General features: G+C 37.4%; 23 protein-coding genes. 18 read left to right on the top strand and 5 right to left on the bottom strand.

The window, feature by feature from the left end; translation table 11 throughout:
• Window positions 1–109: 109 nt before the first annotated feature.
• Complete coding sequence (locus MN204_RS04595) at window positions 110–412, top strand: YbyB family protein (protein ID WP_249869905.1); 303 nt, start codon at window positions 110–112, stop codon at window positions 410–412.
• A 111-nt stretch (window positions 413–523) separates the two neighbouring features.
• Here MN204_RS04595 and MN204_RS04590 read toward each other — a convergent pair whose 3' ends face one another.
• The gene (locus MN204_RS04590) at window positions 524–1,129 is read right to left on the bottom strand and encodes a YhcN/YlaJ family sporulation lipoprotein (protein WP_249869904.1); all 606 of its coding nucleotides are present in this window, start codon (window positions 1,127–1,129) and stop codon (window positions 524–526) included.
• Window positions 1,130–1,308: 179 nt separating this feature from the next.
• A complete protein-coding gene (locus tag MN204_RS04585) occupies window positions 1,309–1,803 on the bottom strand; it encodes a hypothetical protein (RefSeq protein ID WP_249869903.1) in 495 nt (164 codons plus the stop codon).
• Between the two features lie 167 nt (window positions 1,804–1,970).
• Here MN204_RS04585 and MN204_RS04580 point away from each other — a divergent pair, with 167 nt between their 5' ends.
• The 3 genes from MN204_RS04580 to pyc all read left to right on the top strand — a co-directional run bounded on the left by MN204_RS04580 (window position 1,971) and on the right by pyc (window position 7,094).
• Window positions 1,971–2,252, top strand: a complete 282-nt coding sequence (locus MN204_RS04580) for an Fpa/YlaN family protein (RefSeq protein ID WP_249869902.1) — start codon at window positions 1,971–1,973, stop codon at window positions 2,250–2,252.
• A 226-nt stretch (window positions 2,253–2,478) separates the two neighbouring features.
• Window positions 2,479–3,663 (top strand): putative lipid II flippase FtsW, encoded by a 1,185-nt coding sequence (gene ftsW, locus MN204_RS04575; RefSeq protein ID WP_249869901.1) that lies wholly within the window; start codon window positions 2,479–2,481, stop codon window positions 3,661–3,663.
• Window positions 3,651–7,094, top strand: a complete 3,444-nt coding sequence (gene pyc / locus MN204_RS04570) for a pyruvate carboxylase (protein ID WP_249869900.1) — start codon at window positions 3,651–3,653, stop codon at window positions 7,092–7,094. Before ftsW ends, pyc begins: the two co-directional genes overlap by 13 nt.
• A gap of 98 nt (window positions 7,095–7,192) precedes the next feature.
• Here the strand turns inward: pyc and MN204_RS04565 are convergent, their stop codons facing one another.
• A complete protein-coding gene (locus MN204_RS04565) occupies window positions 7,193–8,122 on the bottom strand; it encodes a COX15/CtaA family protein (RefSeq protein ID WP_249870238.1) in 930 nt (309 codons plus the stop codon).
• A 452-nt stretch (window positions 8,123–8,574) separates the two neighbouring features.
• On the opposite strand from MN204_RS04565, the gene cyoE reads away from it, so the two are divergent.
• The 7 genes from cyoE (at window position 8,575) to MN204_RS04530 (ending at window position 15,048) form a co-directional block, all read left to right on the top strand.
• Entirely contained in the window at window positions 8,575–9,519 is a 945-nt protein-coding gene (gene cyoE / locus MN204_RS04560) for a heme o synthase (RefSeq protein ID WP_249869899.1), read from the top strand.
• Window positions 9,520–9,580: 61 nt separating this feature from the next.
• Complete coding sequence (gene coxB, locus MN204_RS04555; RefSeq protein WP_249869898.1) at window positions 9,581–10,633, top strand: cytochrome c oxidase subunit II; 1,053 nt, start codon at window positions 9,581–9,583, stop codon at window positions 10,631–10,633.
• A gap of 44 nt (window positions 10,634–10,677) precedes the next feature.
• Window positions 10,678–12,528 carry a cytochrome c oxidase subunit I gene (gene ctaD / locus MN204_RS04550; RefSeq protein ID WP_249869897.1) on the top strand — a complete coding sequence of 617 codons (1,851 nt, stop codon included), beginning with the start codon at window positions 10,678–10,680 and terminating at the stop codon, window positions 12,526–12,528.
• A gap of 1 nt (window position 12,529) precedes the next feature.
• Window positions 12,530–13,153, top strand: a complete 624-nt coding sequence (locus tag MN204_RS04545) for a cytochrome (ubi)quinol oxidase subunit III (protein ID WP_249869896.1) — start codon at window positions 12,530–12,532, stop codon at window positions 13,151–13,153.
• A 3-nt stretch (window positions 13,154–13,156) separates the two neighbouring features.
• A complete protein-coding gene (gene ctaF, locus MN204_RS04540) occupies window positions 13,157–13,477 on the top strand; it encodes a cytochrome c oxidase subunit IVB (RefSeq protein ID WP_249869895.1) in 321 nt (106 codons plus the stop codon).
• 154 nt (window positions 13,478–13,631) lie between these two features.
• Window positions 13,632–14,528: a cytochrome c oxidase assembly factor CtaG gene (gene ctaG, locus MN204_RS04535; RefSeq protein WP_249869894.1), complete on the top strand. Its 897-nt coding sequence runs from the start codon at window positions 13,632–13,634 to the stop codon at window positions 14,526–14,528.
• A gap of 64 nt (window positions 14,529–14,592) precedes the next feature.
• Window positions 14,593–15,048 carry a DUF420 domain-containing protein gene (locus MN204_RS04530; protein ID WP_249869893.1) on the top strand — a complete coding sequence of 152 codons (456 nt, stop codon included), beginning with the start codon at window positions 14,593–14,595 and terminating at the stop codon, window positions 15,046–15,048.
• A 123-nt stretch (window positions 15,049–15,171) separates the two neighbouring features.
• Here the strand turns inward: MN204_RS04530 and ytvI are convergent, their stop codons facing one another.
• Window positions 15,172–16,230 carry a sporulation integral membrane protein YtvI gene (gene ytvI / locus MN204_RS04525; RefSeq protein ID WP_249869892.1) on the bottom strand — a complete coding sequence of 353 codons (1,059 nt, stop codon included), beginning with the start codon at window positions 16,228–16,230 and terminating at the stop codon, window positions 15,172–15,174.
• A 139-nt stretch (window positions 16,231–16,369) separates the two neighbouring features.
• Entirely contained in the window at window positions 16,370–16,735 is a 366-nt protein-coding gene (locus MN204_RS04520) for a YugN family protein (RefSeq protein WP_249869891.1), read from the bottom strand.
• 218 nt (window positions 16,736–16,953) lie between these two features.
• Between MN204_RS04520 and MN204_RS04515 the strand changes: the two genes are divergently transcribed.
• From MN204_RS04515 to coaD, 7 genes are all read left to right on the top strand, one after another.
• A complete protein-coding gene (locus MN204_RS04515; protein WP_249870237.1) occupies window positions 16,954–18,018 on the top strand; it encodes a CAP domain-containing protein in 1,065 nt (354 codons plus the stop codon).
• 289 nt (window positions 18,019–18,307) lie between these two features.
• A complete protein-coding gene (locus tag MN204_RS04510) occupies window positions 18,308–18,700 on the top strand; it encodes a YlbD family protein (RefSeq protein WP_249869890.1) in 393 nt (130 codons plus the stop codon).
• A 10-nt stretch (window positions 18,701–18,710) separates the two neighbouring features.
• On the top strand, window positions 18,711–18,944 hold the full coding sequence (locus MN204_RS04505) for a YlbE-like family protein (protein ID WP_249869889.1): 234 nt from the start codon (window positions 18,711–18,713) through the stop codon (window positions 18,942–18,944).
• A 68-nt stretch (window positions 18,945–19,012) separates the two neighbouring features.
• Window positions 19,013–19,450: a YlbF/YmcA family competence regulator gene (locus MN204_RS04500; protein WP_249869888.1), complete on the top strand. Its 438-nt coding sequence runs from the start codon at window positions 19,013–19,015 to the stop codon at window positions 19,448–19,450.
• A gap of 95 nt (window positions 19,451–19,545) precedes the next feature.
• On the top strand, window positions 19,546–19,821 hold the full coding sequence (locus MN204_RS04495) for a YlbG family protein (RefSeq protein ID WP_249869887.1): 276 nt from the start codon (window positions 19,546–19,548) through the stop codon (window positions 19,819–19,821).
• Between the two features lie 463 nt (window positions 19,822–20,284).
• On the top strand, window positions 20,285–20,839 hold the full coding sequence (rsmD, locus tag MN204_RS04490) for a 16S rRNA (guanine(966)-N(2))-methyltransferase RsmD (protein WP_249869886.1): 555 nt from the start codon (window positions 20,285–20,287) through the stop codon (window positions 20,837–20,839).
• Between the two features lie 12 nt (window positions 20,840–20,851).
• Complete coding sequence (gene coaD, locus MN204_RS04485) at window positions 20,852–21,337, top strand: pantetheine-phosphate adenylyltransferase (protein ID WP_249869885.1); 486 nt, start codon at window positions 20,852–20,854, stop codon at window positions 21,335–21,337.
• Window positions 21,338–21,346 lie beyond the last annotated feature (9 nt).

Genomic DNA, 21,346 nt, shown 5'->3' with positions numbered 1-21,346 from the left:
ATATCACAGATAAGACATAGATTATAAGTAGCCAAAACATGTTTGATAAGAAATAATGGGGGGAATAATAATACAAAGCATTATCAAGAAGGAAGGGACGGTTGTTAACATGAAAAAAAGATATTTACTTTCTGCAGTAGGTGCTCTTGGTGCTGGTGTCGCTGGATATTATTTGAAAGATGAAAGAAACAGGAATAAAATTAAAGATACGACAAATGAATTTACAAGTAAAATGAAGACGAAAGTGAATAAAACATTCGAGAATGCTGGTGTGCCTGACCAATCGCCAGATTTGAGTGATGATTTGTCCCAACTTGAAAATTCGAAAATGGTCTCCGAAGGTTCACAGTTTGGTGTTCAGTATTACAGCGATAAGAAAGAAGAAAATGATTCCGAAAGCCAGCAGCAATAAATAAGAAAGGTTTCTGACAATGTCAGAAACCTTTCTTATTTGTATAGTTATCCTTAGTCGGTAAGCGCATTTGCCTAAATTGTCTATAGGAAATTGCATTCCGATAATGTGCTATCTTAGCCTTTGATCATGCTGGTTTGATTGATCACTTTCGATGTTTTCCAATTTCTGTTTATCTTCTTCGTCTAAAACCTCTTTATTTTGATCTGGTTCCTGGGCCGGATCTTCGTCGACTGGTACTTCAGGCATCACTCTGCCGACAATTGCTGCAAGCTCATCAACGACACCTTGCACAGGATGCCCTTGACTTATTTTATTTCCCATTCCACGTATTCTTTCCGCAATGTCGGGATCAGCAACAACTACTGCAGTTTTTCCATAAGGATCATGGAAAAGAGCTTCCGTAACGGAATATTTGATTGTGCCGACACGTGAACGATCTAGGTTCTGATCCACATCGATCGCAACTACTGTGTATGGACCAGCGACAATTGCTGTAGCGTCGTTTACATTAGGAACCCCTGATGCAAGATTGGCAAGATGGTTAGCAATTTGGTTATTATCCAGATTCTGCCGTTCAATTGGGGTCGAATTTTTAACACGCTCAATTCGATCTGTTTCTATTTGTTCTCTAGCTAAAGGAGTTTCTTCTTGTTGTCCGCATGCTGTAAAAATCAAAACTACAGCCAAAATTAATATGTTTAATTGCAAGTTCATTCAGCATTCCTCCCATTCATATTAGCTGATGAACTTATTTTGGATAGTTATTGTAAAAATATACGGCAATAAACGATGAGATAGAAAAAAAGTCTGCTTTTATATCAGACTTTTCTTTAGATAGGGCTTTATTTTATCGGTGTCAGTCCCTGTATTATGCCTGAATATTCAGACTATGATTAATTAATAACTATCTTTTTGATATTTGTTATTGGATTATTTTTGTTGGAACCATCTTTATAAAAGTAATGTACAGGACCATCTTCTTTCAAAGGCTTTCCGTTCTGTGCAAACAGGAAATATCCATTCTTAAGTTCGTCAAGTGTAATCGTTACACCTTCATCGTCACCAGTGACCAATGTCGCATCCTGGGCTTCTGGTTTAATCTCTGCATTAGATATGAAATCCTGTAATGGCATAACATAGGAGTTTTTTAAAATTTTTTCTCCTTCAAGCTTTGATATACTTCTGTTAACCGGAGGACGATTCATTTTAGTTTCTAATACTTCTCTATTAAAACGTTCTGAGAGTTTTTCTAATTCATTATTTTCTTCTGTTTCACTGACCTGAACAGAAAATGCTTCTTCCAGTAAGATTTTTCTATCATCAAAAATCCAGACTGTTGGGTCCAATGTTATAGAATAGGAAACTTTCCCGGTAATTGGCACAATCATTTTCTCACCCCTAATTTATGTATCTCTATTTAGAATATCAGACATCAATTATTATTTCACCAGTAATGAATTATTTTTTATAAATTTTTCTGTTTTATTTGCATTTTCCTATAGCTAACGATAATATAAAATAAAAGAAAGTCTTTTTAGTGGAGGGGATTTAATTGATGCCTGAGGTGACTGTAGATCATCGTGAAAAAGCCCATGCCCTTCTTAAGGCTGACGCTGACAAAATTTTACGACTTATTGAAGTTCAAATAGAAAATCTGACGATGCCGCAATGCCCAGTTTATGAAGATGTGCTGGACACTCAAATGTTCGGTCTGTCAAGGGAAATTGATTTTGCTGTGCGTCTGAACTTGATCAGCGAGAATGAAGGTAAAGCGCTTCTTGAGAATTTGGAGAAAAAGCTTAATATATTACATGAAGCTTCACAAAAATCTTTGTGATCATTGATTCATGTTTTGGCGTTATGGTACAGCGGAGCAAAAACTTTGCCAGCATATTTTTGGCAAGGTTTTTTTGTTTAAAACATTTGAATAATTGAAATTATTAAGTTTATATGTAAAACGACATTATTTTTAATTGCCATACACTAAGAATATGTTATACTAATTAAAATTTCTTTCAATTCATCAAAATATATATGTTAGTACAAATGGTAGGAGTAGGATGATGATACAGAAGTTGAGAGATTATGACTTTACCTTAATCATAACACCAATACTTTTGGCTGGTTTTGGCATCGTTATGATATACAGCGCAAGCATGGTTACAGCTGTTATTGAAGGGCATGAAAGTACCCATTATTTAGTTAGACAATTAATTTGGTTTGGGTTGGGGATGGCGGGTTTTATTTTCTGCAGTATTTTCCCATATAATTATTATCAAAAGTTAATGAAATTTATTATCCTCGGAGTGGTATTACTTCTCATTGCCGTTCTATTATTCGGTAATTCAGTAAATAATGCAAAATCATGGTTTCAAATAGGTCCTATGAGTATGCAACCAGCAGAATTTGCCAAACTGGGTTTGATTATGTATCTCGCTTCAGTCTATTCAAAAAAGCAGGCCTATATTAATGAATTCAGTAAAGGGGTGCTGCCTCCGTTAGTGCTGACAGCAATCATTCTGGGATTAATCGTACTTCAGCCTGATATTGGAACTGCGTCGATTATTTTTCTTATTGCGTGTTCGGTAATATTCAGTTCAGGTATTCGTTTAAAGCATTTGTCATTATTGATAGGTATTGGAGTTGGACTTGCCCTTCTCGTAGTTCCGTATATGATAACTGACGAAAGACTATCCCGTTTTACGGGAGCCTATCAGCCATTTGCAACACCTGATTCCGATGGATATCAGTTGATCCAATCGTATTTGGCGATTGGTGTCGGCGGTCTGACTGGGGAGGGGCTTGGTCAAAGTGTCCAGAAGCTCGGTTATCTTATGGAAGCACATACGGATTTTATTATGGCAATTGTTGCAGAAGAATTAGGGTTTTTAGGTGTACTCATTGTAATAGGAATGCTTGCAATCATTGTATTGCGTGGTATTTTTATAGCTAGAAAATGTAATGATAGTTTTGGGTCTTTACTGGCAATTGGTATATCTTCCATGGTTGGTATACAGACCTTCATAAACCTGGGTGCTATCAGTGGGCTTCTGCCGATAACCGGTGTGCCACTTCCATTTGTCAGCTATGGTGGTTCATCACTTCTCATCATGCTTATTTCGATGGGAATACTTAATAACATTGCTATGGCAGTAAAAAGACAGGAAAGCAACGCAGTAGAGATGAAACCAAATAATAACAGTAATACGATTAATTATAATAGGGGTGGAAAGATATGGCAGAATTAAAAAACATTAAGAAAGTTCTAGTTGCAAATCGCGGTGAAATTGCTATTCGGGTGTTTCGCGCATGTACAGAATTAAATATACGCACAGTGGCAGTATACTCATCGGAAGATACAGTATCATTTCATCGATTCAAAGCAGATGAGGCTTATCTAATTGGAAAAGGGAAGAAACCCATCGATGCCTACTTGGACATTGAAGCAATCATCGATTTAGCTAAAGAAGTAAATGTCGATGCAATACATCCGGGTTACGGTTTTCTTTCGGAAAATATCAATTTTGCGAGAAGATGTGAAGAAGAGGGCATTATTTTTATCGGTCCAACGAGTGAGCACTTAAATATGTTCGGTGACAAAGTCAAGGCAAGAGAGCAAGCCGAAAAAGCGAACTTACCGATTATTCCTGGTAGCGGTGGTGCTGTATCTTCATTAGAAGAAGTTGAAGCATTTGGTAAGGATTACGGATATCCAATTATTATCAAAGCCTCTTTAGGTGGCGGTGGACGCGGAATGAGGATTGTCCACAATGAATCAGAGGTTAAGGAATCGTATGAACGTGCAAAGTCAGAAGCGAAGGCTGCTTTTGGAAACGACGAAATTTACTTAGAGAAATTTATTGAAAATCCAAAACATATTGAAGTGCAAATCCTGGGTGATAAGCAAGGCAATATTGTTCATTTGCATGAAAGGGATTGTTCTGTGCAACGACGACATCAAAAAGTCATTGAAGTTGCTCCGAGTCTTTCCTTATCGGATGAACTTCGTGAAGAAATCTGTAAAGCTGCAGTATCTTTAATGGAAAATGTTGGCTATATCAATGCAGGTACAGTAGAATTTCTTGTAACGAATAATGATTTTTATTTCATTGAAGTAAATCCTCGGGTGCAGGTGGAACATACCATTACAGAGATGATTACCGGAATTGATATCGTACAGACGCAATTAAAGGTAGCTGATGGATTAAGCCTTCATGATGAGGCAGTAGGAGTACCGCACCAAGAAGAAATCAAGATTAGTGGGTATGCGATCCAGTCAAGGGTTACAACGGAGGATCCACTAAATAACTTTATGCCTGATACAGGGAAAATAAATGCCTACCGTACAGGTGGGGGGTTTGGTGTAAGGCTTGATGCAGGAAATGGCTATCAAGGTGCTGTGATTTCACCGCATTACGACTCACTGCTCGTAAAAGTTTCCACATGGGCACTGACTTTTGAACAGGCTGCAATCAAAATGGTTAGAAACTTGAAAGAATTCCGAATCCGGGGAATTAAAACAAATATACATTTTCTAGAGAATGTAATCCTGCATGAAAAATTTATGTCGGGTCAGTATAATACAACATTTATTGATAATACACCGGAGTTATTCGTGTTCCCAAAAAGAAAAGACCGTGGAACGAAGATGCTTACTTATATCGCTGAGACAACTCTAAATGGCGTGGAAGGTGCAACTAAAAAAGAAAAACCATCCTTTTCACAATTATTGATTCCGGAAGTGGACTCTCATCAGGAGGTTCAAGCGGGAACCAAGCAAATACTCGATGAACGTGGTCCACAGGGGTTGGCAAACTGGCTGAAGGAACAGAAGGAAGTTATGCTGACAGACACAACTTTCCGCGACGCACACCAATCATTACTTGCTACACGTGTGAGGACAAATGATCTGCTGCATATCGCTGAACCAACTTCCAGAATGCTGCCAAATCTTTTCTCGGTTGAGATGTGGGGCGGGGCAACCTTTGATGTAGCATACAGGTTCCTCAAAGAGGATCCATGGACAAGACTTCTGAAGCTAAGAGAAAAAATGCCAAATGTTCTTTTTCAAATGTTGCTTCGTTCAAGTAATGCTGTCGGGTACAAAAATTATCCGGACAATCTAATTCAGGAATTCGTTGAAAAAAGCTCCAGTGCCGGAATTGATGTCTTCAGGATTTTTGATAGTTTAAATTGGGTGGAAGGTATGAAGCTTGCAATTGAGTCAGTTCGTGAAAATAATAAGATCGCAGAAGCAACAATCTGCTATACAGGCGATATTCTCGATTCAGGTCGCAGAAAATATGATCTGGACTATTATAAAAATATGGCAAAGGAGCTCGAAGCGTCCGGTGCACATATTCTAGGTATTAAAGATATGGCTGGATTATTAAAGCCGGAAGCAGCCTATCAATTAATATCTACCTTAAAAGAGACAGTCGATCTCCCAATACATTTGCATACACATGATACAAGTGGAAATGGCATTTATACGTACGCAAGAGCAATCGACGCAGGTGTTGATGTTGTGGATGTTGCAGCCGGGCCAATGGCAGGATTGACTTCACAACCAAGTGCTCAGACGTTGTATCATGCATTGGAAGGGAAGAGCCGACAACCGAAAATTGATATTGAATCTTATGAACAGATCTCACATTACTGGGAAGGTATCAGAGAATATTATCAGGACTTTGAAAGTGGCATGAAATCCCCGCATACAGAAATCTATTTTCATGAGATGCCAGGTGGGCAATACAGTAACCTAAAACAGCAGGCGAAAGCAGTCGGCCTGGAAAACAGATGGAATGAAGTAAAGACGATGTTCCGCAAAGTGAATGATATGTTTGGAGATATTGTAAAAGTTACGCCTTCTTCAAAAGTAATCGGCGATATGACGTTGTTTATGGTACAAAATGATTTAACGGAAGAAGATATATATGAAAAGGGAGATTCGATCGATTTTCCTGATTCCGTTATTGAATTTGCGCAAGGCTATATTGGGCAGCCATATCAAGGGTTCCCTGAAAAATTGCAAAAAATCATCTTGAAGGACAGAGAAGCAATTAACGTAAGACCGGGAGAACTATTGGAACCAATTGATTTTAAACAACTGCGAGATACCTTATTTGAGACATTGGAACGCCAAGTTACCAGTTTTGATCTGATTTCCCATGCGTTGTATCCAAAGGTGTTTATGGATTATACAAAATTCTGTGAAACATACGGTGATATGTCTGCGCTGGACACTCCGACCTTCTTCTATGGAATGAAGCTTGGGGAAGAAATAGAAGTGGAAATAGAAAAGGGTAAGACATTAATTGTTAAGCTCGTATCCATTTCCGAACCGAAAGAAGATGGTACGCGTGTTTTCTATTTTGATTTGAATGGTCAGTCACGAGAAATACGTGTGAAAGACGAAAGTATTGAATCGCTGCTAGTCACTAGACCCAAAGCAGATAAATCAAATAATAAGCATATAGGAGCGACAATGCCAGGGACAGTTCTGGCAGTTAATTGTTCCAAGGGTGATACAGTTGAAAAAGGTGATCATTTGTTAACGAATGAGGCTATGAAAATGGAGACGACTATTCAAGCCCCATATTCAGGTGTCATTAAAGAAATCCATGTCGACAGTGGAGATACGATTGAAGTGAATGATTTATTGATTGAATTTGAATAAATGAACAAGGCACCAGCTGGCCTGCCCGTTTCTGGAAATCAGTTGGCTGCTGCAGTACATTTATACTCTCTAGGCCTATATAAAAAAACAGGAAGCAATTATAAATTGCCTCCTGTTTTTTCTGTTTTGGCGCTTCTTGTGGACAGTAGAATAAAATAACTGAGCATCCCAAAGTACAAGGAAATTACCAATGCATGCATTAAGGCTACACCAAGATTCAATAAAGTAAAAATGATCATTGCTCCAAAGAATACTTGAAGGAGAATCAGTGAAAAGGTGATGATCCATCCCCAATACATAATTTTGCTGTTAGGATAGTGCTTAATCATTCTGATCATCAGCACGAGTGTCCAAATAAACAGTAATCCAGCTGCTAACCGATGTCCCATTTGCACCCACTGATTAAAGCTGTAGTCGACAAAGGCAAAAGGGGAAGTGTTCGTACAAAACGGCCAGTCTCCACAAACTAGGTTGGAGTCGGTGTGTCGTACTAAGGCACCTGTATAAACAACAATCATCGTGTAAATGGAAATAGCATAAATCTCAATTCGGTGTGGTTTTTTAATATGCAATGCCATTGTATCCAGCTTCTTATCCACTTCAAATATGATTAGCATCAGTAAAAATACAGAAGCAAAAGATATTAAGGAAATGCCGAAGTGGGCTGCAAGGATGAAATCTGATTGTCCCCACATGACAGCTGCTGCACCAATTAAAGCTTGAAGAACAATAAAAAAGATGGATGAAAACGCAAGAAATTTCACTTCGCGTATATGGCCTATTTTGATCCATGCTAGAACTGCAAGCGCAACAACTACAATTCCGACCACTCCGGTAACGGCTCTGTGACTTAATTCAACCACCATTTCAAAAGTGAATTCTGATGGTATCAGTTCACCCTCACATAATGGCCAACTATCCCCACAGCCATCAGCTGACCCGGTTTTTGTAACCAATGCGCCGCCCAGCAGAATCAATAGCATCCCAATTGTAGCGATTACAGACAGAGTTTTTAAATATTTTACCATTCTCATATAGCCCTCACTTTGGATGATTAGAAATTCTTGGATACTTTCACTCTATAATAATATTAATTTAATACCAAATGCAATTAAATGAGTTTAAAACTAACGTTGGACACATAATTGTAATAGTATCATGTTTTAAAAGTGTTTTCACTATGGAAATAAAGAAAAGTCTTGCATTAATTCGTTTTGTTTGCTAGAAATAGTATATGAGATAACCATGTAATTTCAAGTGTGTTCGTATTTTAGTGGATATCGTACATAATTTATAATCTGATTAAACTTCGTATTCTTTCACATATTTGTCACATTTAAATAGTGAATATGATGTAAAATGTTACAAGTAGGTTAATTAGATTGTAATCAAAATCCGTGATAGAATGAGAGTGAATATCAGAATAGTAGAATTCTGACTTATTAACATATCGATGCCCGGATTTAAAAGGGGGGATAAAATGAATAAAGTGGAAACGCCATATTCTGAGATGATAGGGGATACTCCCATTACCAATAAGGGTAAAATTTCTATTTTCATTTCTGAAATAAAAGCACTTATGAAAATTGGTATTGTGAACTCAAACTTAATAACGACCTTAGCCGGTTTGTTGCTTGCGGTTCATTTTACTGGATCTTCCTTTATAAATCATTGGGGAACATTCCTGCTTACAATGATAGGGAGTGCGTTGGTTATCGCCGGAGGATGCATCATTAATAACTGGTATGACGTCGATATAGATCCCAAGATGTCAAGAACCAAAAATCGTCCTACTGTAACCGGATACTTTTCTTTAAAGACAGTACTAATTCTTGGATTGGGAACTACTGTAGTTGGTCTGGGTCTTCTCTTGTTTACAACCGTACAGGCAACAATATTTGCGTTTCTCGGTTGGTTTATCTATGTGGTACTTTATACGATGTGGTCGAAGCGCCGCTATACGTTGAACACTGCAATTGGAAGTTTCTCGGGAGCGATGCCGCCGCTTATTGGTTGGGCAGCCATTAGTCCATCACCACATATTGTTCCAATAGTTATGTTTATGATTATGTTTATATGGCAAACACCACATTTTTTAGCATTGGCCATGAAAAAAACTGAAGATTATCGAGAAGCCGGAATTCCAATGTTGCCGGTCGTATACGGGTTTGAATTTACGAAACGTCAAATTGTCGTATATATAGCATGTCTGTTGCCTTTACCGATTTTTCTTGCTTCATCATTGGGGATAACATTTACTGTAATTGCAACGCTGCTTAATGTTGGATGGCTTGTGTTGGGCTTTAGAGGGTTCTTTATCAAAGATGATTTGAAATGGGCAAATATGATTTTCATCTACTCTTTAAATTATTTAATTATATTATTTCCATTAATGATAATTGTAACATTGCCTATATTCAACTAATTATTTGTCCTTAAAAAAATAAATATAAGGAAACAACAAGAAGAAAGAGAGGTATTTATACATGAAAGGTTGGATGGGAAAATCAAAAGCATTATTTCTTTTTACAATGCTAGCTTTGTTTTTAGCTGGTTGTGGTAAAGAAAACTTGACCGCGTTGGAACCAAAGGGATATGGTGCTGAACGATCCATGGACTTAATCATACTCACAACACTGATTATGATTGGCGTATTTTTAGTCGTAATGGTTATCTATGTTATTGCTCTAATTAAATTCCGCAGAAAAAAGGGGCAGGAAGATTACATTCCGAAACAAATCGAAGGGAACCACAAGCTGGAGACTATCTGGACAGTAATTCCGATTATCCTTGTTTTGATTATCGCTGTTCCTACAGTAATTGCTACATTTGATTTAGCGGATGAGTCGCAGGCAAGTACAAGTCTTAATGTCGAAGTTACCGGTAATCAATACTGGTGGCATTTTAATTATGAAGATGAAGAAATTGTGACAAGTCAGGATCTATATATACCTGCTGGTGAAAGGGTATACCTAAACATGCAATCTTCAGATGTTATTCACTCATTCTGGGTACCGTCCATTTCAGGTAAGATGGATGTTAACCCTGAAAATGTAAACACCATGTTCCTGGAAGCGTATGAAGAAGGCGTCTACTGGGGTAAATGTGCAGAGCTTTGTGGACCTTCGCATTCCTTAATGGACTTCAAAGTTATTGTAGTAAGTCCAGAAGAATTTGATCAATGGGTTTCTGACATGCAGAATGTTGATCCTGAGCAAGTTCCAGAAGGAGCTGTAGCACAGCAAGGTCAAGCACTTTTTGAGGCTAATAATTGCATGGCCTGTCACGCTATTGGGTCTTCACCTGTAGCAACCGGTCCAAATTTAACTAACTTTGGAGACCGCTCAACAGTTGCTGGTATTCTTGAACCTACAAAAGAAAATTTAGTAGAATGGATTGTCGATCCTGAATCAATTAAACCTGGTAACAAAATGACAGGTGCATATCCTAGCATTTCTGAAGAAGAAGCAAATAGCATTGCTGAATATTTAATGCAATTAAAGCCTTCTGAAATAACACCTGAGAGCGCTGGGAATTAAAATATATAAAATGGGATGAAAGACACAAAAGGGAGGTTTGAACTTTGAGTATTACAGCTACTCAAAAGAGAGGTTTTAGTGCTGTTCTGTGGGATTACTTGACTACCGTCGACCATAAAAAAGTCGGTATTTTATACTTAATCGGTGGTGGTTTCTTTTTCCTGCTTGGTGGACTAGAAGCTCTTATTATTCGAATTCAGCTAATCAAACCTGAGAATGACTTTATTAGTGCAGGTTTGTATAATGAAATGATTACGATGCATGGAACAACAATGATTTTCCTTGCGGCAACACCTTTATTATTTGGTTTAATGAACTATATTATGCCACTTCAAATTGGAGCACGTGATGTTGCGTTCCCGTTTTTAAACGCACTTGGCTTCTGGTTATTTTTCTCTGGTGGCGTTCTTTTAAATCTTAGTTGGTTTACTGGTGCACCAGATGCTGGTTGGACTAACTATGCACCACTCTCTGTGCAATCACCGGGGCATGGGGTTGATTTTTACGTGATGGGTCTCCAGCTCGCGGGTGCTGGTACTTTAATGAGTGGAATAAACTTCATTGTTACAATTGTAACGATGCGAGCACCGGGAATGACATACATGCGCATGCCTTTGTTTTCTTGGACTACGCTTGTAACAAGTATTCTTGTCCTGTTTGCTTTTCCAGCATTGACTGTTGGTTTATTCTTAATGATGTTCGATCGTATGTTTGATACTGCATTCTTTGATGTGGCATTAGGTGGTAATACGGTCATATGGCAACATCTATTCTGGATATTTGGACACCCAGAGGTATACATACTGATTCTACCTGCATTCGGTATTTTCAGTGAAATTATACCTACATTCTCAAGAAAAAGATTATTTGGATATACGGCAATGGTATTTGCCACGTTCCTGATCGCATTTCTTGGATTCATGGTATGGGCTCACCACATGTTTACAGTAGGATTGGGACCTGTTGCTAACTCCATATTTGCTGTTGCAACAATGGCAATCGCAGTTCCGACAGGGATTAAAATATTTAACTGGTTGTTTACGATGTGGGGCGGAAGTATTGTCATCAACTCTGCGATGCTCTGGACGCTTGCATTTGTTCCTTCATTTACGATTGGTGGTATGACAGGGGTTATGCTAGGGGCATCTGTAGCTGATTATCAGTATCATGATACTTACTTCGTAGTTGCCCACTTCCACTATGTTATTGTTGGTGGGGTAGTATTCGCATTACTTGCAGCAATGCATTATTGGTGGCCGAAAATGTTCGGTAGAATTCTCCATGAAGGTTTGGGTAAACTTGCATTCTGGACATTCTTTATTGGTTTCCATTTAACGTTTTTTATCCAGCATTTCCTTGGGTTAATGGGGATGCCTCGTCGTTACTGGGTATTCTTGGAGAATCAAGGTTTAGATACAGGTAACTTAATCAGTACAATAGGTGCCTTCTTTATGACTTTCGGTACCATTGTTTTCGTAATTAACATTGTTTACACTGCTATGAAAGGTGAAAAAGCACCTGCAGATCCGTGGGACGGACGTACGTTGGAATGGACGCTTTCATCCCCACCTGCACATTACAACTTTAAACAATTGCCATTAGTTCGTGGACTTGATCCATTATGGATTGAAAAGACGGAGGGTAATGGAAAGATGACACCTGCTGAGCCATTAGATGAAATCCATATGCCAAACTCATCTATTGTTCCTTTGATTATGACAATTGGTTTCTTTATTGCATCTTACGGTTTCATTTATCAGGTTGATCATAAAGCTTGGTTAATAGCAGTATATGTTGGTATGGCTATAGCTTTGGGAAGTATGTTATACAGATCATTAAAAGACGATCACGGTCATCATATTACAAAAGATGAACTAGAAAGGGAGGCTGACTGATATGAGTCAAGATCATTCCTTGAATCCGGAAACAATGCCTCAGGATCCTGCTAAAGCAACAATGGAAGGAAAGCATAAACATTTAGGTTTATGGATTTTCCTTGGCGGAGAGACAGTTCTGTTCGCGTGTTTATTCGGTACGTACCTTGCTTTGAGAAATTCAACTGCAGGTGGTCCATCTTCGCAAGATTTGTTTGGCCTGGAACTTGTATTCTTAATGACAATTCTGTTATTGACTAGTTCTTTAACAAGTGTTTATGCAATTTATCACATGAAAAATAATGACTTTAAAAAAATGCAATTATGGTTTGGAATTACTGCTTTGCTCGGTATCTCCTTCCTTGCATTGGAAATTTATGAGTTCGCTCATTATATTATTGATTATGGATTTACATTCCGTTCTTCGGCATTTGGTTCTGCATTTTATGCATTAGTCGGATTCCATGGTGGACACGTAGCCTTTGGTCTTGGCTGGCTGATTGCACTTATGGTACGAAATGCGAAGAGAGGTTTAAGTCTTTATAATGCTCCAAAATACAATACATTTGGATTGTATTGGCATTTCATTGACGTCGTTTGGGTATTTATCTTTACAGTTGTCTACTTGATGGGGATGGTGAGTTAATTTATGACGGAAAATACAAATACCAACAAAATTAATTCGTTCCAAAGAGAAAAAAATAGAGACGAAATGAGACAGCAGATTATTACTTTCGCATTGATGATTTTCTTTACAATGATTGCATTCTTTGCAGTTATGATGGGAATCAGCTCTACTTTTGTAATCCCGTTACTTCTCGTTTTAGCTGTTGTACAGGTAGGTTTTCAATTCTATTACTTCATGCACATGAAAGATAAAGGCCATGAAATCCCTGCAGCATTGATTTACGGGGGCATTTTTGTCACGGCTCTTGTAATTGTTACATTTGTAGCAATTATCTGGTGGTAATTTAAACGTAAATGTTGCTGCACCATAAACAAAAAAAGATCGGGATAGTTGTTCCCGATCTTTTTTTTGCTAAAATCGTCACAATAACGACAGATTCTTAATCGATAATTCAGTTATAATAGCAGGATAGTCAGCTAATTGGAGTGATAATATTATGTGGTTGGAATTACAAATTTTCGGCTTTCGTGCATTGTGGAGTCCTTATTATTTTTTGTTTATATTAGGTTTGGCGGTACTGTATTATTTAATTACTGGTCCATTTCGCCATAGATTTGGTGGCGACGAAAAACCTACAGATAAACAGCAATTCTTGTTTTATCTAGCTTTGTTATTATTGTATATTGTGAAAGGGTCACCAATCGATTTGCTTACACATATTACATTGACTGCACATATGATACAGATGTCAATTTATTTACTTGTTGTCCCAATACTTATGCTGAAAGGGATACCGGCATGGATTTGGAGAAAAGTAATAAATATCCCGGTCATTAAACCAATTATTAATTTGCTGACCAAGCCACTCATTGCATTACTGCTATTTAATGGCCTATTCTCACTCTATCATATTCCAGTTGTATTCAATTTCTCTAAATCATCAATGATTGCACATACTACGATTTCTCTGATTTTATTCATTGTGGCATTCATCGTTTGGTTTCCAATAATTTCTCCAATCAAGGAACTGGACAAGATGCAGCCATTATTGAAGATCGGCTATATTTTTGCAAATAGCGTATTGATTACGCCAGCATGTGTACTTATTATTTTTTCATCTACACCCCTATATGCTGCATATACACAGGACGGTTCCTGGATTCAGGCACTAAGCCTCTGTGTGCCTGGGGATGTACTTAGTGGTTTGACTCCAACTCTTTCAGGACCAGAGATGTTTACAAGCATGGACGTTGTATATGATCAGCAATTAGGTGGTATTATCATGAAGGTTATGCAGGAAGTAATCTACGGAATTGTGCTAGGTTCCATTTTCTTCAAATGGTTTTCAAAAGAAAGTCAAACCGTTGATCCGGTTCCAGCAACTGCGGAGTGATAGAAAAGGTTAAATTATTTATGGAGGGAAGTTGTTCGCTCCCGGGAAAGGATTTGTATAAACTATGCCATTTTTGCCTACTATTAGTACTTTTTTTATTGTATTGAGTGCCATACTCGTTGCAATAGGCTGGGTATTAATTTCAAAAGGAAAGAAAGAAGCACATAAGAAGGTAATGCTTTCTGCTGCAGTAAGTGCAATACTGTTCTTTATCATTTACGTGTCCCGTACGATATTTGACGGAAATACGAGTTTTGGTGGACCAGATGATATTAAAATCTATTATACGCTGTTTCTGATTTTCCATATCATTTTAGCTACAACAGGGGCGGTTTTTGGAATTGTAACGATCTCTCTAGCACTTAAAAGAAATATTGTAAAACATAGAAAGTTAGGGCCTGTTACAAGTATAATTTGGTTTTTTACAGCAATAACTGGCGTAATGGTGTATCTACTGCTCTATGTTATTTACGATGGCGGTGAAACAACTAGTATGTTTAAAGCTATTTTCGGACTTTAGTATTAGAAAACGAAGGTAATTGACAAGTATGGCAATTTCCTTCGGTACACGTATGCAGGTTTCTAAGTATATACTTTTCTAGCTGTAAAAAAAGGTGGAAGCAACCGAAGTTGTTTCCACCTTTTATATTTTCATGTTCCATTTTATTATTCCTGCTTCTTTAGCGGAAGTAAATGCAATTACAATCAATGGTCCGATAAGGAATCCAAGGATTCCAAAAAGCTGAAGTCCAATAAACATTGAAATTAATGTTGCAAGTGGTGATAGCCCGATATGCTGACCCATTACCTTTGGTTCAACCGTTCGTCTAATGGCCAGTAATATGACAGCTAAAATCGCTAATTGAATACCTGTAGTTGTGTCACCTGTCAATAGCATAAATAAGGCCCATGGTCCCAATATGATGATAGAACCTATGATAGGTATTAAATCAACCAACCAGATGATCAGAGACATGATTAATGCTACTTCTGGAACAATAAGGTATAGACCAATGAGTGAGACTGCCAAAATAATAATGCTCACTAAAAGCTGTGCTTTGAAAAATCCTAATAGTACGCTGGATAGTCTGGCATTCATAAAGGATACTTTCTCAGCTGTTTCTCTTCTAAGCAACCCATATAAATTAGATTTTAATATTGGCAATTCAAGCATAAAGAGGAATAAAGCAATCAAATAAACAATAAAACTAATGAGAAAATCAGGGACCTTAGCGAAAATCTTGGCTATATTATCCAGTGTAATAATCTCTCTGATTGTTGTGCTAATGGAAGCTATAGTCCCTTCAACACTTGCAGTGATTTCATTCACAAATTCGATAGGCAGGTCACTTGCATATCGATGCAGATCCGCTTCCCATTGGCTGTATAATTCATTCAGCTTATTAACATAACCTGGTACTGATTCCGCGAAAATAACTAGCTGTGTCGCAGATTTCGTAACAATAAAAGTACCGACAATACCTACCATAACCAAAAATAAGAGAAACACCACCGTTACAGATGCTCTTCGATTTATTTTTAATCGTTGCTGAATCAGTCGAATCAGAGGATTTAGAATAAGAGCAGTAACCAATGCAACTACTAATGGGATGGAAATCGGCAAGATAAAAAAGATCAAGATTAATAATAGTAGTACTAAAAATATAAGTGTCCAGTGACGTTTGGTCATATTTAGAAACAAGGGGCAGCTTGTCTCCTTTCGATAAAAGTTTATGTAATCGTTAAAAGTTACTGTCATTCATTGGAATTAAAGATAGGGTGTCAAAAAAACCAACTGTTCAACAGGTTAGCAGACAGTTGGTTTTGATTTATAAGGTTGCTTATTTTTTATAATGTTGAATTTCTTCAGCAACTTTAGAAACAAGTGTTTGAGCACGTTCAATTAAACTTTCAGGGAAGTTTTCTCCTTCACCATACTCAACTCCATGGGGGTAATAATGTTTTCCTAAAAGTGGAGTCATAAGTTTAATGACAGCATTTCCAGTATCTACATCCCCTTCAAGAGCGTAACCTTGAATTCGAATGTAATATGTAATATTTTTTTCTTTTGAACCAATCTTATAGTCGTAAGAAACTCTTTCATAATCCCATTGACCTGCACGTATAAAAGCGTGTTTACCAGTTAAATGATCTAAAGGTTTTAAATCGACTACGGAATCTTCAATACCAGTATTTTCCAACCTCATTTTATTCACCTCGTATATTAGTCCTGATTGTTTAATAATAGTACGAAAACGGTTAATATGCAATTAAAACGAAATATTATAGCAAATTAATCAATGTATCATTTTAATTTTATTTCTCACAGGGTATTATAATAAATAGTAGAAACATAGAATATAACTATTTTTAACTCATACTATAAAATATAATATAAATAGATAGGGGGAAGCAATCCTTGCGTATGATTCGAAGTATCCTATTAATGACAATCATAGCTTTAATTGCTTTTTACTTTATAGAGAGAGTAGATAACAATCCTGGAGAAATATTGGGTAATGTTACCAATGTAGTGAAAGAAAAGAGAAATGTGCTACAGTCGAAAATTGCCCCGGAAATACCACCATCTCACGTACCACTGGAAGGAAATATTTTCAGCTTGATTGGGAAAACAGAACAGGAGTTGCTGGATGAACTGGGCGAACCTAGTAGAATAGATCCAAGTGCTTATGATTATAAATGGTGGGTTTATAAAGATGCCGAAAACCAATATGTTCAATATGGAATAGAAGCGGGTGAAATCAAAACAATATATGCTATAGGAGAAAATTTGGAAACGGAACCTGTCCACATTGGTCAGACGTACGATGATATTCGTGAGCAGTTTACATTAACCAATGAAGTCACATATAGTGAAGGGCTTTCTTCCTATACGTTTCGTTTATCAGAAGAAGATTTAGCCATGAGACCACTAGTTAAACTAAACCAAGATACATTTATCCAGTTATATTTTGACACATTTACAAATGAATTATCTTCACTTCGGATATTAACGGCACAAACGTTGCTTAAACATCGGCCTTATGAGATTGAATATCGTGGAAAATTACCAAATGAACCGAATCTTTCTGAGGAAGAATGGTCGGATATAGAGACAGGAATGGAGCAGCAAATCTTTGATATAACGAATGTCATGCGACACCAGCAAGGTAAAAAAAAGCTTGACTGGGAAGAAAGCGTCAGCAATGTAGCTTATCATCATAGTAAAGATATGGCAGACAACAATTATTTTTCCCATTATAGTCTAAATGGTGATGGATTAAAAGAGCGATTAGAAGCCGAGCGTGTATTTTATATTGCTGCTGGAGAAAATATCGCTGCTCAATATCCTGATGCTCCCGCAGCGATGGAAGGTTGGTTAAACAGCGAAGGGCACCGTGAAGCACTTCTCAATGATGATTATACGCATATCGGGGTAGGTGTATTTCGTTTCTTTTATACGCAAAATTTTCTTCATAAACCATTATAAGATGAAATGTAATCCCGTGGTGATCACCCTCCATTTTCCATACAAGAAAAATATAAGGTCACTTGATGTTAAATCAGGTGGCTTTTTTGGCAAGTATGAAAGTGTAAAATCTTGGCTATCATCAATTCTTACACGTAAACAGTCACGTCCACGCTAATTCCTAGAAACGTAAGTTATAGTCAGGAGATTCCAAGCGCAAAAAACATGCGCTTTTTTCCTGTCTGCACAATACGGTGTTAACCGCATAAATTAAATAGTACAGATGACTATTCATAAAGGGGTGAAAAAATTGGAAGAATTACATCCAACAGTAGTTGCTTTTAAAGAATTTATCAACAAACATCCGCTTCTATTAAGGGAAATTAGAAAGAGTGGAAGAGCATGGCAGGAGTATTATGAACAATGGGTATTATTGGGTGAAGATGATCCTCATTGGGATAATTATAAAGGAGAACCCCAAGCAGACAATGTGGATAAAACAGATAAGACATCAGGGAAAGACTCTGAGCTCATGGGGCAGCTGTTGAAATATACATCCAATCTGGATATTAACAAGATGCAGGGACAGGTGACGCAATTGAGTAAGGCCATCGCAGGCATTCAAGAAATGATGGAGCAGTTTAAAGGGTCACAGAAAAAAGAACAACCTCCCAGAGATCCATTTAGCTGGGTAAGAGATTGAGGTCATAAATATGGATCCCATTGTAGAACAATATTTGAAAGAAAATCCGAAATTAGCTGTATTTGTAAGGTATAATCCGCAATGGTACCGTTTTTTATCGAGAAATCCGGGCAGAATAGAAGAGATGGAAAAGGAAGCAAAGAAATTTTATGGTAAAACATTTCCACAACAGATTGAAAATTTAAACAGTCGGATACAAATGGTAAATATGCTTGCACAGGTTGCAAAAGCAATGAAGGATTAGATCTTAAATCAATATATTTTCAATCCAGGAATTAAATGATAGTATATATAATAGTGGAGGTGCTATAAATGATAGCTACATTGGAATATGTAAATATTCTTGATCGATCAGAGAAACTGGGGAAGATGGTTATGGATTCTGAAGTTATGGAAGCCTACCTGAAGGCCCAATCAATACTTGATGCAGATAAAGAAGCACAAAAGCTAATTAAAGCTTTTTCAGATATGAAAGAACAGTATAATGATGTCGAGCGGTTTGGACGGTACCACCCGGATTATTATGAAATCATGAAAAATGTCAGATCCACAAAAAGAGACATGGACATGAATGATAGTGTAGCTGCCTTTAAAGTGGCCGAGCGAAATCTTCAGAAATTACTCGATGAGATTAGCCAGTATGTTGCGGGTAGTGTTAGTGAACAGATAAAAGCACCAAAAGATGGAGCAGCTCTCAGTGACAGTGGATGTGGTTGTGGCAGTGGCGGGGCATGCGGATGTGCCTCTTAATGGATCAGTAGATGCCTTCAGAGAATTTCTGGAGGTATCCTCCTACTTTTTTACATAGATAAAGAAAAACTCTGATATGGAAGTGAGGGAATAACATGAGAACTGACCGACAAGGGCTTGTTGTCTGGTTTCAGCATATGAAGAACTTGAAACAACTTAAAAGATACGGGAATATGGTTTATACTTCCAAGCGATTGAAATATGCGGTTATCTATGTGAACCGGGAAGAGTTAGAAGAAGTTGAAATGAAAATAATGAAGCATTCGTTTGTGTCGAGAATAGAAAGGTCATACAAACCGTTTCTCCGTACAGACTATGAAAATGCAAAACCAGACAAAGCGAAGCAATATGATTATAAAATGGGTATTTAAACCTCTGTGAATCCGTGTGTATTCACAGAGGTTTTTTATTTGCAGGTAGGAAAGTTTATCTTTTACTCAAACCAAAAGAAAAAAACCTGCAGAAATATTTCTGCAGGTCCCTTTGTTTTTCGCCTTGAAAAACAAAAAGGCAAAGGGAGAGGAGAAACCGGAGGAAGAACTTATGGGGAAGTTTAAGTCTTCTCCGTTTTGAAACAACCAAACTAACGATTAGTTGAATCATTATGATATTATGGACAATGTAGGAGAATATATACATAGATAGTCGTTTATCCATTTTATCCTGTATGAATCGTTATTATTATCCCACTCTTAGAATACGGGAGCAGCAAAGAATTGCTATGTAGAGGAAGCGTATTATCATACTGAGTACGTTTCACATCATTTGGCGGTTTTCTAAACAATCGTTTTATGGTAGGATAAGTGTCGAATAGCGTCAAATAGAGGTGAAACCATGCGCGTAATAGCAGGTCATTTAAAAGGTAGACAATTAAAAGCTGTCCCAGGAAAATCAACGAGACCTACTACAGACAAAGTGAAAGAATCTGTCTTTCAAGTGATAGGCCCATTTTTTGATGGCGGTACCGTTCTGGACTTGTTTGCAGGCAGTGGTTCATTGGGAATAGAAGCGATGAGCCGAGGTATGGAGTATGGAGTATTCGTCGATAAGCATCCAAAGGCGATACATATTATTAAAGAGAATCTTCGTGCTATGAAGCTTGATCAAAGCTCGGAAGTTTTTCGTGCAGAAGCACATCGTGCACTTAAAGCAGCTGCAAAGAGAGGGCTCAAATTTGATTTAATTTTATTGGATCCACCTTATGGAAAGGTTGATTATGAAGAAATTCTAACTAGCATGATTGAACTGCAATTAGTAAATCCCGGATGCACGATTTATTGTGAACATGAATTATCTGAAAAGTTACCTGGCAAACTCATGCATTTGGAAGTTTATAAAGAGGATCGTTACGGTGGCACGATTGGCATTACGATATATAAAGCAGAGTAAGGAGCGTTAATAATGGGAAAACTGGCAATATGTCCTGGAAGTTTTGATCCAATTACGAACGGGCATCTGGATATTATAAATAGAGGCGCAAAAGTGTTTGAAAAAGTAATCGTGACTGTTTTTAATAATCAGTCCAAATCACCTTTGTTTACTGTTGAAGAAAGAATTCACTTATTGGAAGAGTCAACTAAGGATATGCCTAATGTTACTGTGGATTCATCTGACCATCTATTGATGGATTATGCTCAGGAAAAGAAAGCACATGCTGTTATTCGTGGTCTTCGTGCCATCAGTGATTTTGAATATGAAATGCAGATTACGTCCATGAACAGAAAATTGAATGAAGATATTGAAACGTTCTTTATGATGACCAATAATCAGTATTCTTTTCTAAGTTCAAGTATGGTAAAAGAAGTGGCCAAATATAACGGAAATATTAGCGGGTTGGTTCCTAAACATGTGGAAGAAGCTCTAAAAAGAAAATTTAATTATAAGTAAAAAGATGGC

It is taken from the genome of Oceanobacillus saliphilus (assembly GCF_023522835.1).
Taxonomy (GTDB): domain Bacteria; phylum Bacillota; class Bacilli; order Bacillales; family Amphibacillaceae; genus Oceanobacillus; species Oceanobacillus saliphilus.
This window is presented reverse-complemented; position numbering and strand designations above follow the sequence as displayed.

What these genes read in the sequence shown, in the direction of transcription:
- MN204_RS04595 (WP_249869905.1), top strand. Translation starts at nt 110, where the DNA reads ATGAAAAAAAGATATTTACTTTCTGCAGTAGGTGCTCTTGGTGCTGGT.
- MN204_RS04590 (WP_249869904.1), bottom strand. Translation starts at nt 1,129, where the DNA reads ATGAACTTGCAATTAAACATATTAATTTTGGCTGTAGTTTTGATTTTT.
- MN204_RS04585 (WP_249869903.1), bottom strand. Translation starts at nt 1,803, where the DNA reads ATGATTGTGCCAATTACCGGGAAAGTTTCCTATTCTATAACATTGGAC.
- MN204_RS04580 (WP_249869902.1), top strand. Translation starts at nt 1,971, where the DNA reads ATGCCTGAGGTGACTGTAGATCATCGTGAAAAAGCCCATGCCCTTCTT.
- ftsW (WP_249869901.1), top strand. Translation starts at nt 2,479, where the DNA reads ATGATACAGAAGTTGAGAGATTATGACTTTACCTTAATCATAACACCA.
- pyc (WP_249869900.1), top strand. Translation starts at nt 3,651, where the DNA reads ATGGCAGAATTAAAAAACATTAAGAAAGTTCTAGTTGCAAATCGCGGT.
- MN204_RS04565 (WP_249870238.1), bottom strand. Translation starts at nt 8,122, where the DNA reads ATGGTAAAATATTTAAAAACTCTGTCTGTAATCGCTACAATTGGGATG.
- cyoE (WP_249869899.1), top strand. Translation starts at nt 8,575, where the DNA reads ATGAATAAAGTGGAAACGCCATATTCTGAGATGATAGGGGATACTCCC.
- coxB (WP_249869898.1), top strand. Translation starts at nt 9,581, where the DNA reads ATGAAAGGTTGGATGGGAAAATCAAAAGCATTATTTCTTTTTACAATG.
- MN204_RS04545 (WP_249869896.1), top strand. Translation starts at nt 12,530, where the DNA reads ATGAGTCAAGATCATTCCTTGAATCCGGAAACAATGCCTCAGGATCCT.
- ctaF (WP_249869895.1), top strand. Translation starts at nt 13,157, where the DNA reads ATGACGGAAAATACAAATACCAACAAAATTAATTCGTTCCAAAGAGAA.
- ctaG (WP_249869894.1), top strand. Translation starts at nt 13,632, where the DNA reads ATGTGGTTGGAATTACAAATTTTCGGCTTTCGTGCATTGTGGAGTCCT.
- MN204_RS04530 (WP_249869893.1), top strand. Translation starts at nt 14,593, where the DNA reads ATGCCATTTTTGCCTACTATTAGTACTTTTTTTATTGTATTGAGTGCC.
- MN204_RS04520 (WP_249869891.1), bottom strand. Translation starts at nt 16,735, where the DNA reads ATGAGGTTGGAAAATACTGGTATTGAAGATTCCGTAGTCGATTTAAAA.
- MN204_RS04515 (WP_249870237.1), top strand. Translation starts at nt 16,954, where the DNA reads ATGATTCGAAGTATCCTATTAATGACAATCATAGCTTTAATTGCTTTT.
- MN204_RS04505 (WP_249869889.1), top strand. Translation starts at nt 18,711, where the DNA reads ATGGATCCCATTGTAGAACAATATTTGAAAGAAAATCCGAAATTAGCT.
- MN204_RS04500 (WP_249869888.1), top strand. Translation starts at nt 19,013, where the DNA reads ATGATAGCTACATTGGAATATGTAAATATTCTTGATCGATCAGAGAAA.
- MN204_RS04495 (WP_249869887.1), top strand. Translation starts at nt 19,546, where the DNA reads ATGAGAACTGACCGACAAGGGCTTGTTGTCTGGTTTCAGCATATGAAG.
- rsmD (WP_249869886.1), top strand. Translation starts at nt 20,285, where the DNA reads ATGCGCGTAATAGCAGGTCATTTAAAAGGTAGACAATTAAAAGCTGTC.
- coaD (WP_249869885.1), top strand. Translation starts at nt 20,852, where the DNA reads ATGGGAAAACTGGCAATATGTCCTGGAAGTTTTGATCCAATTACGAAC.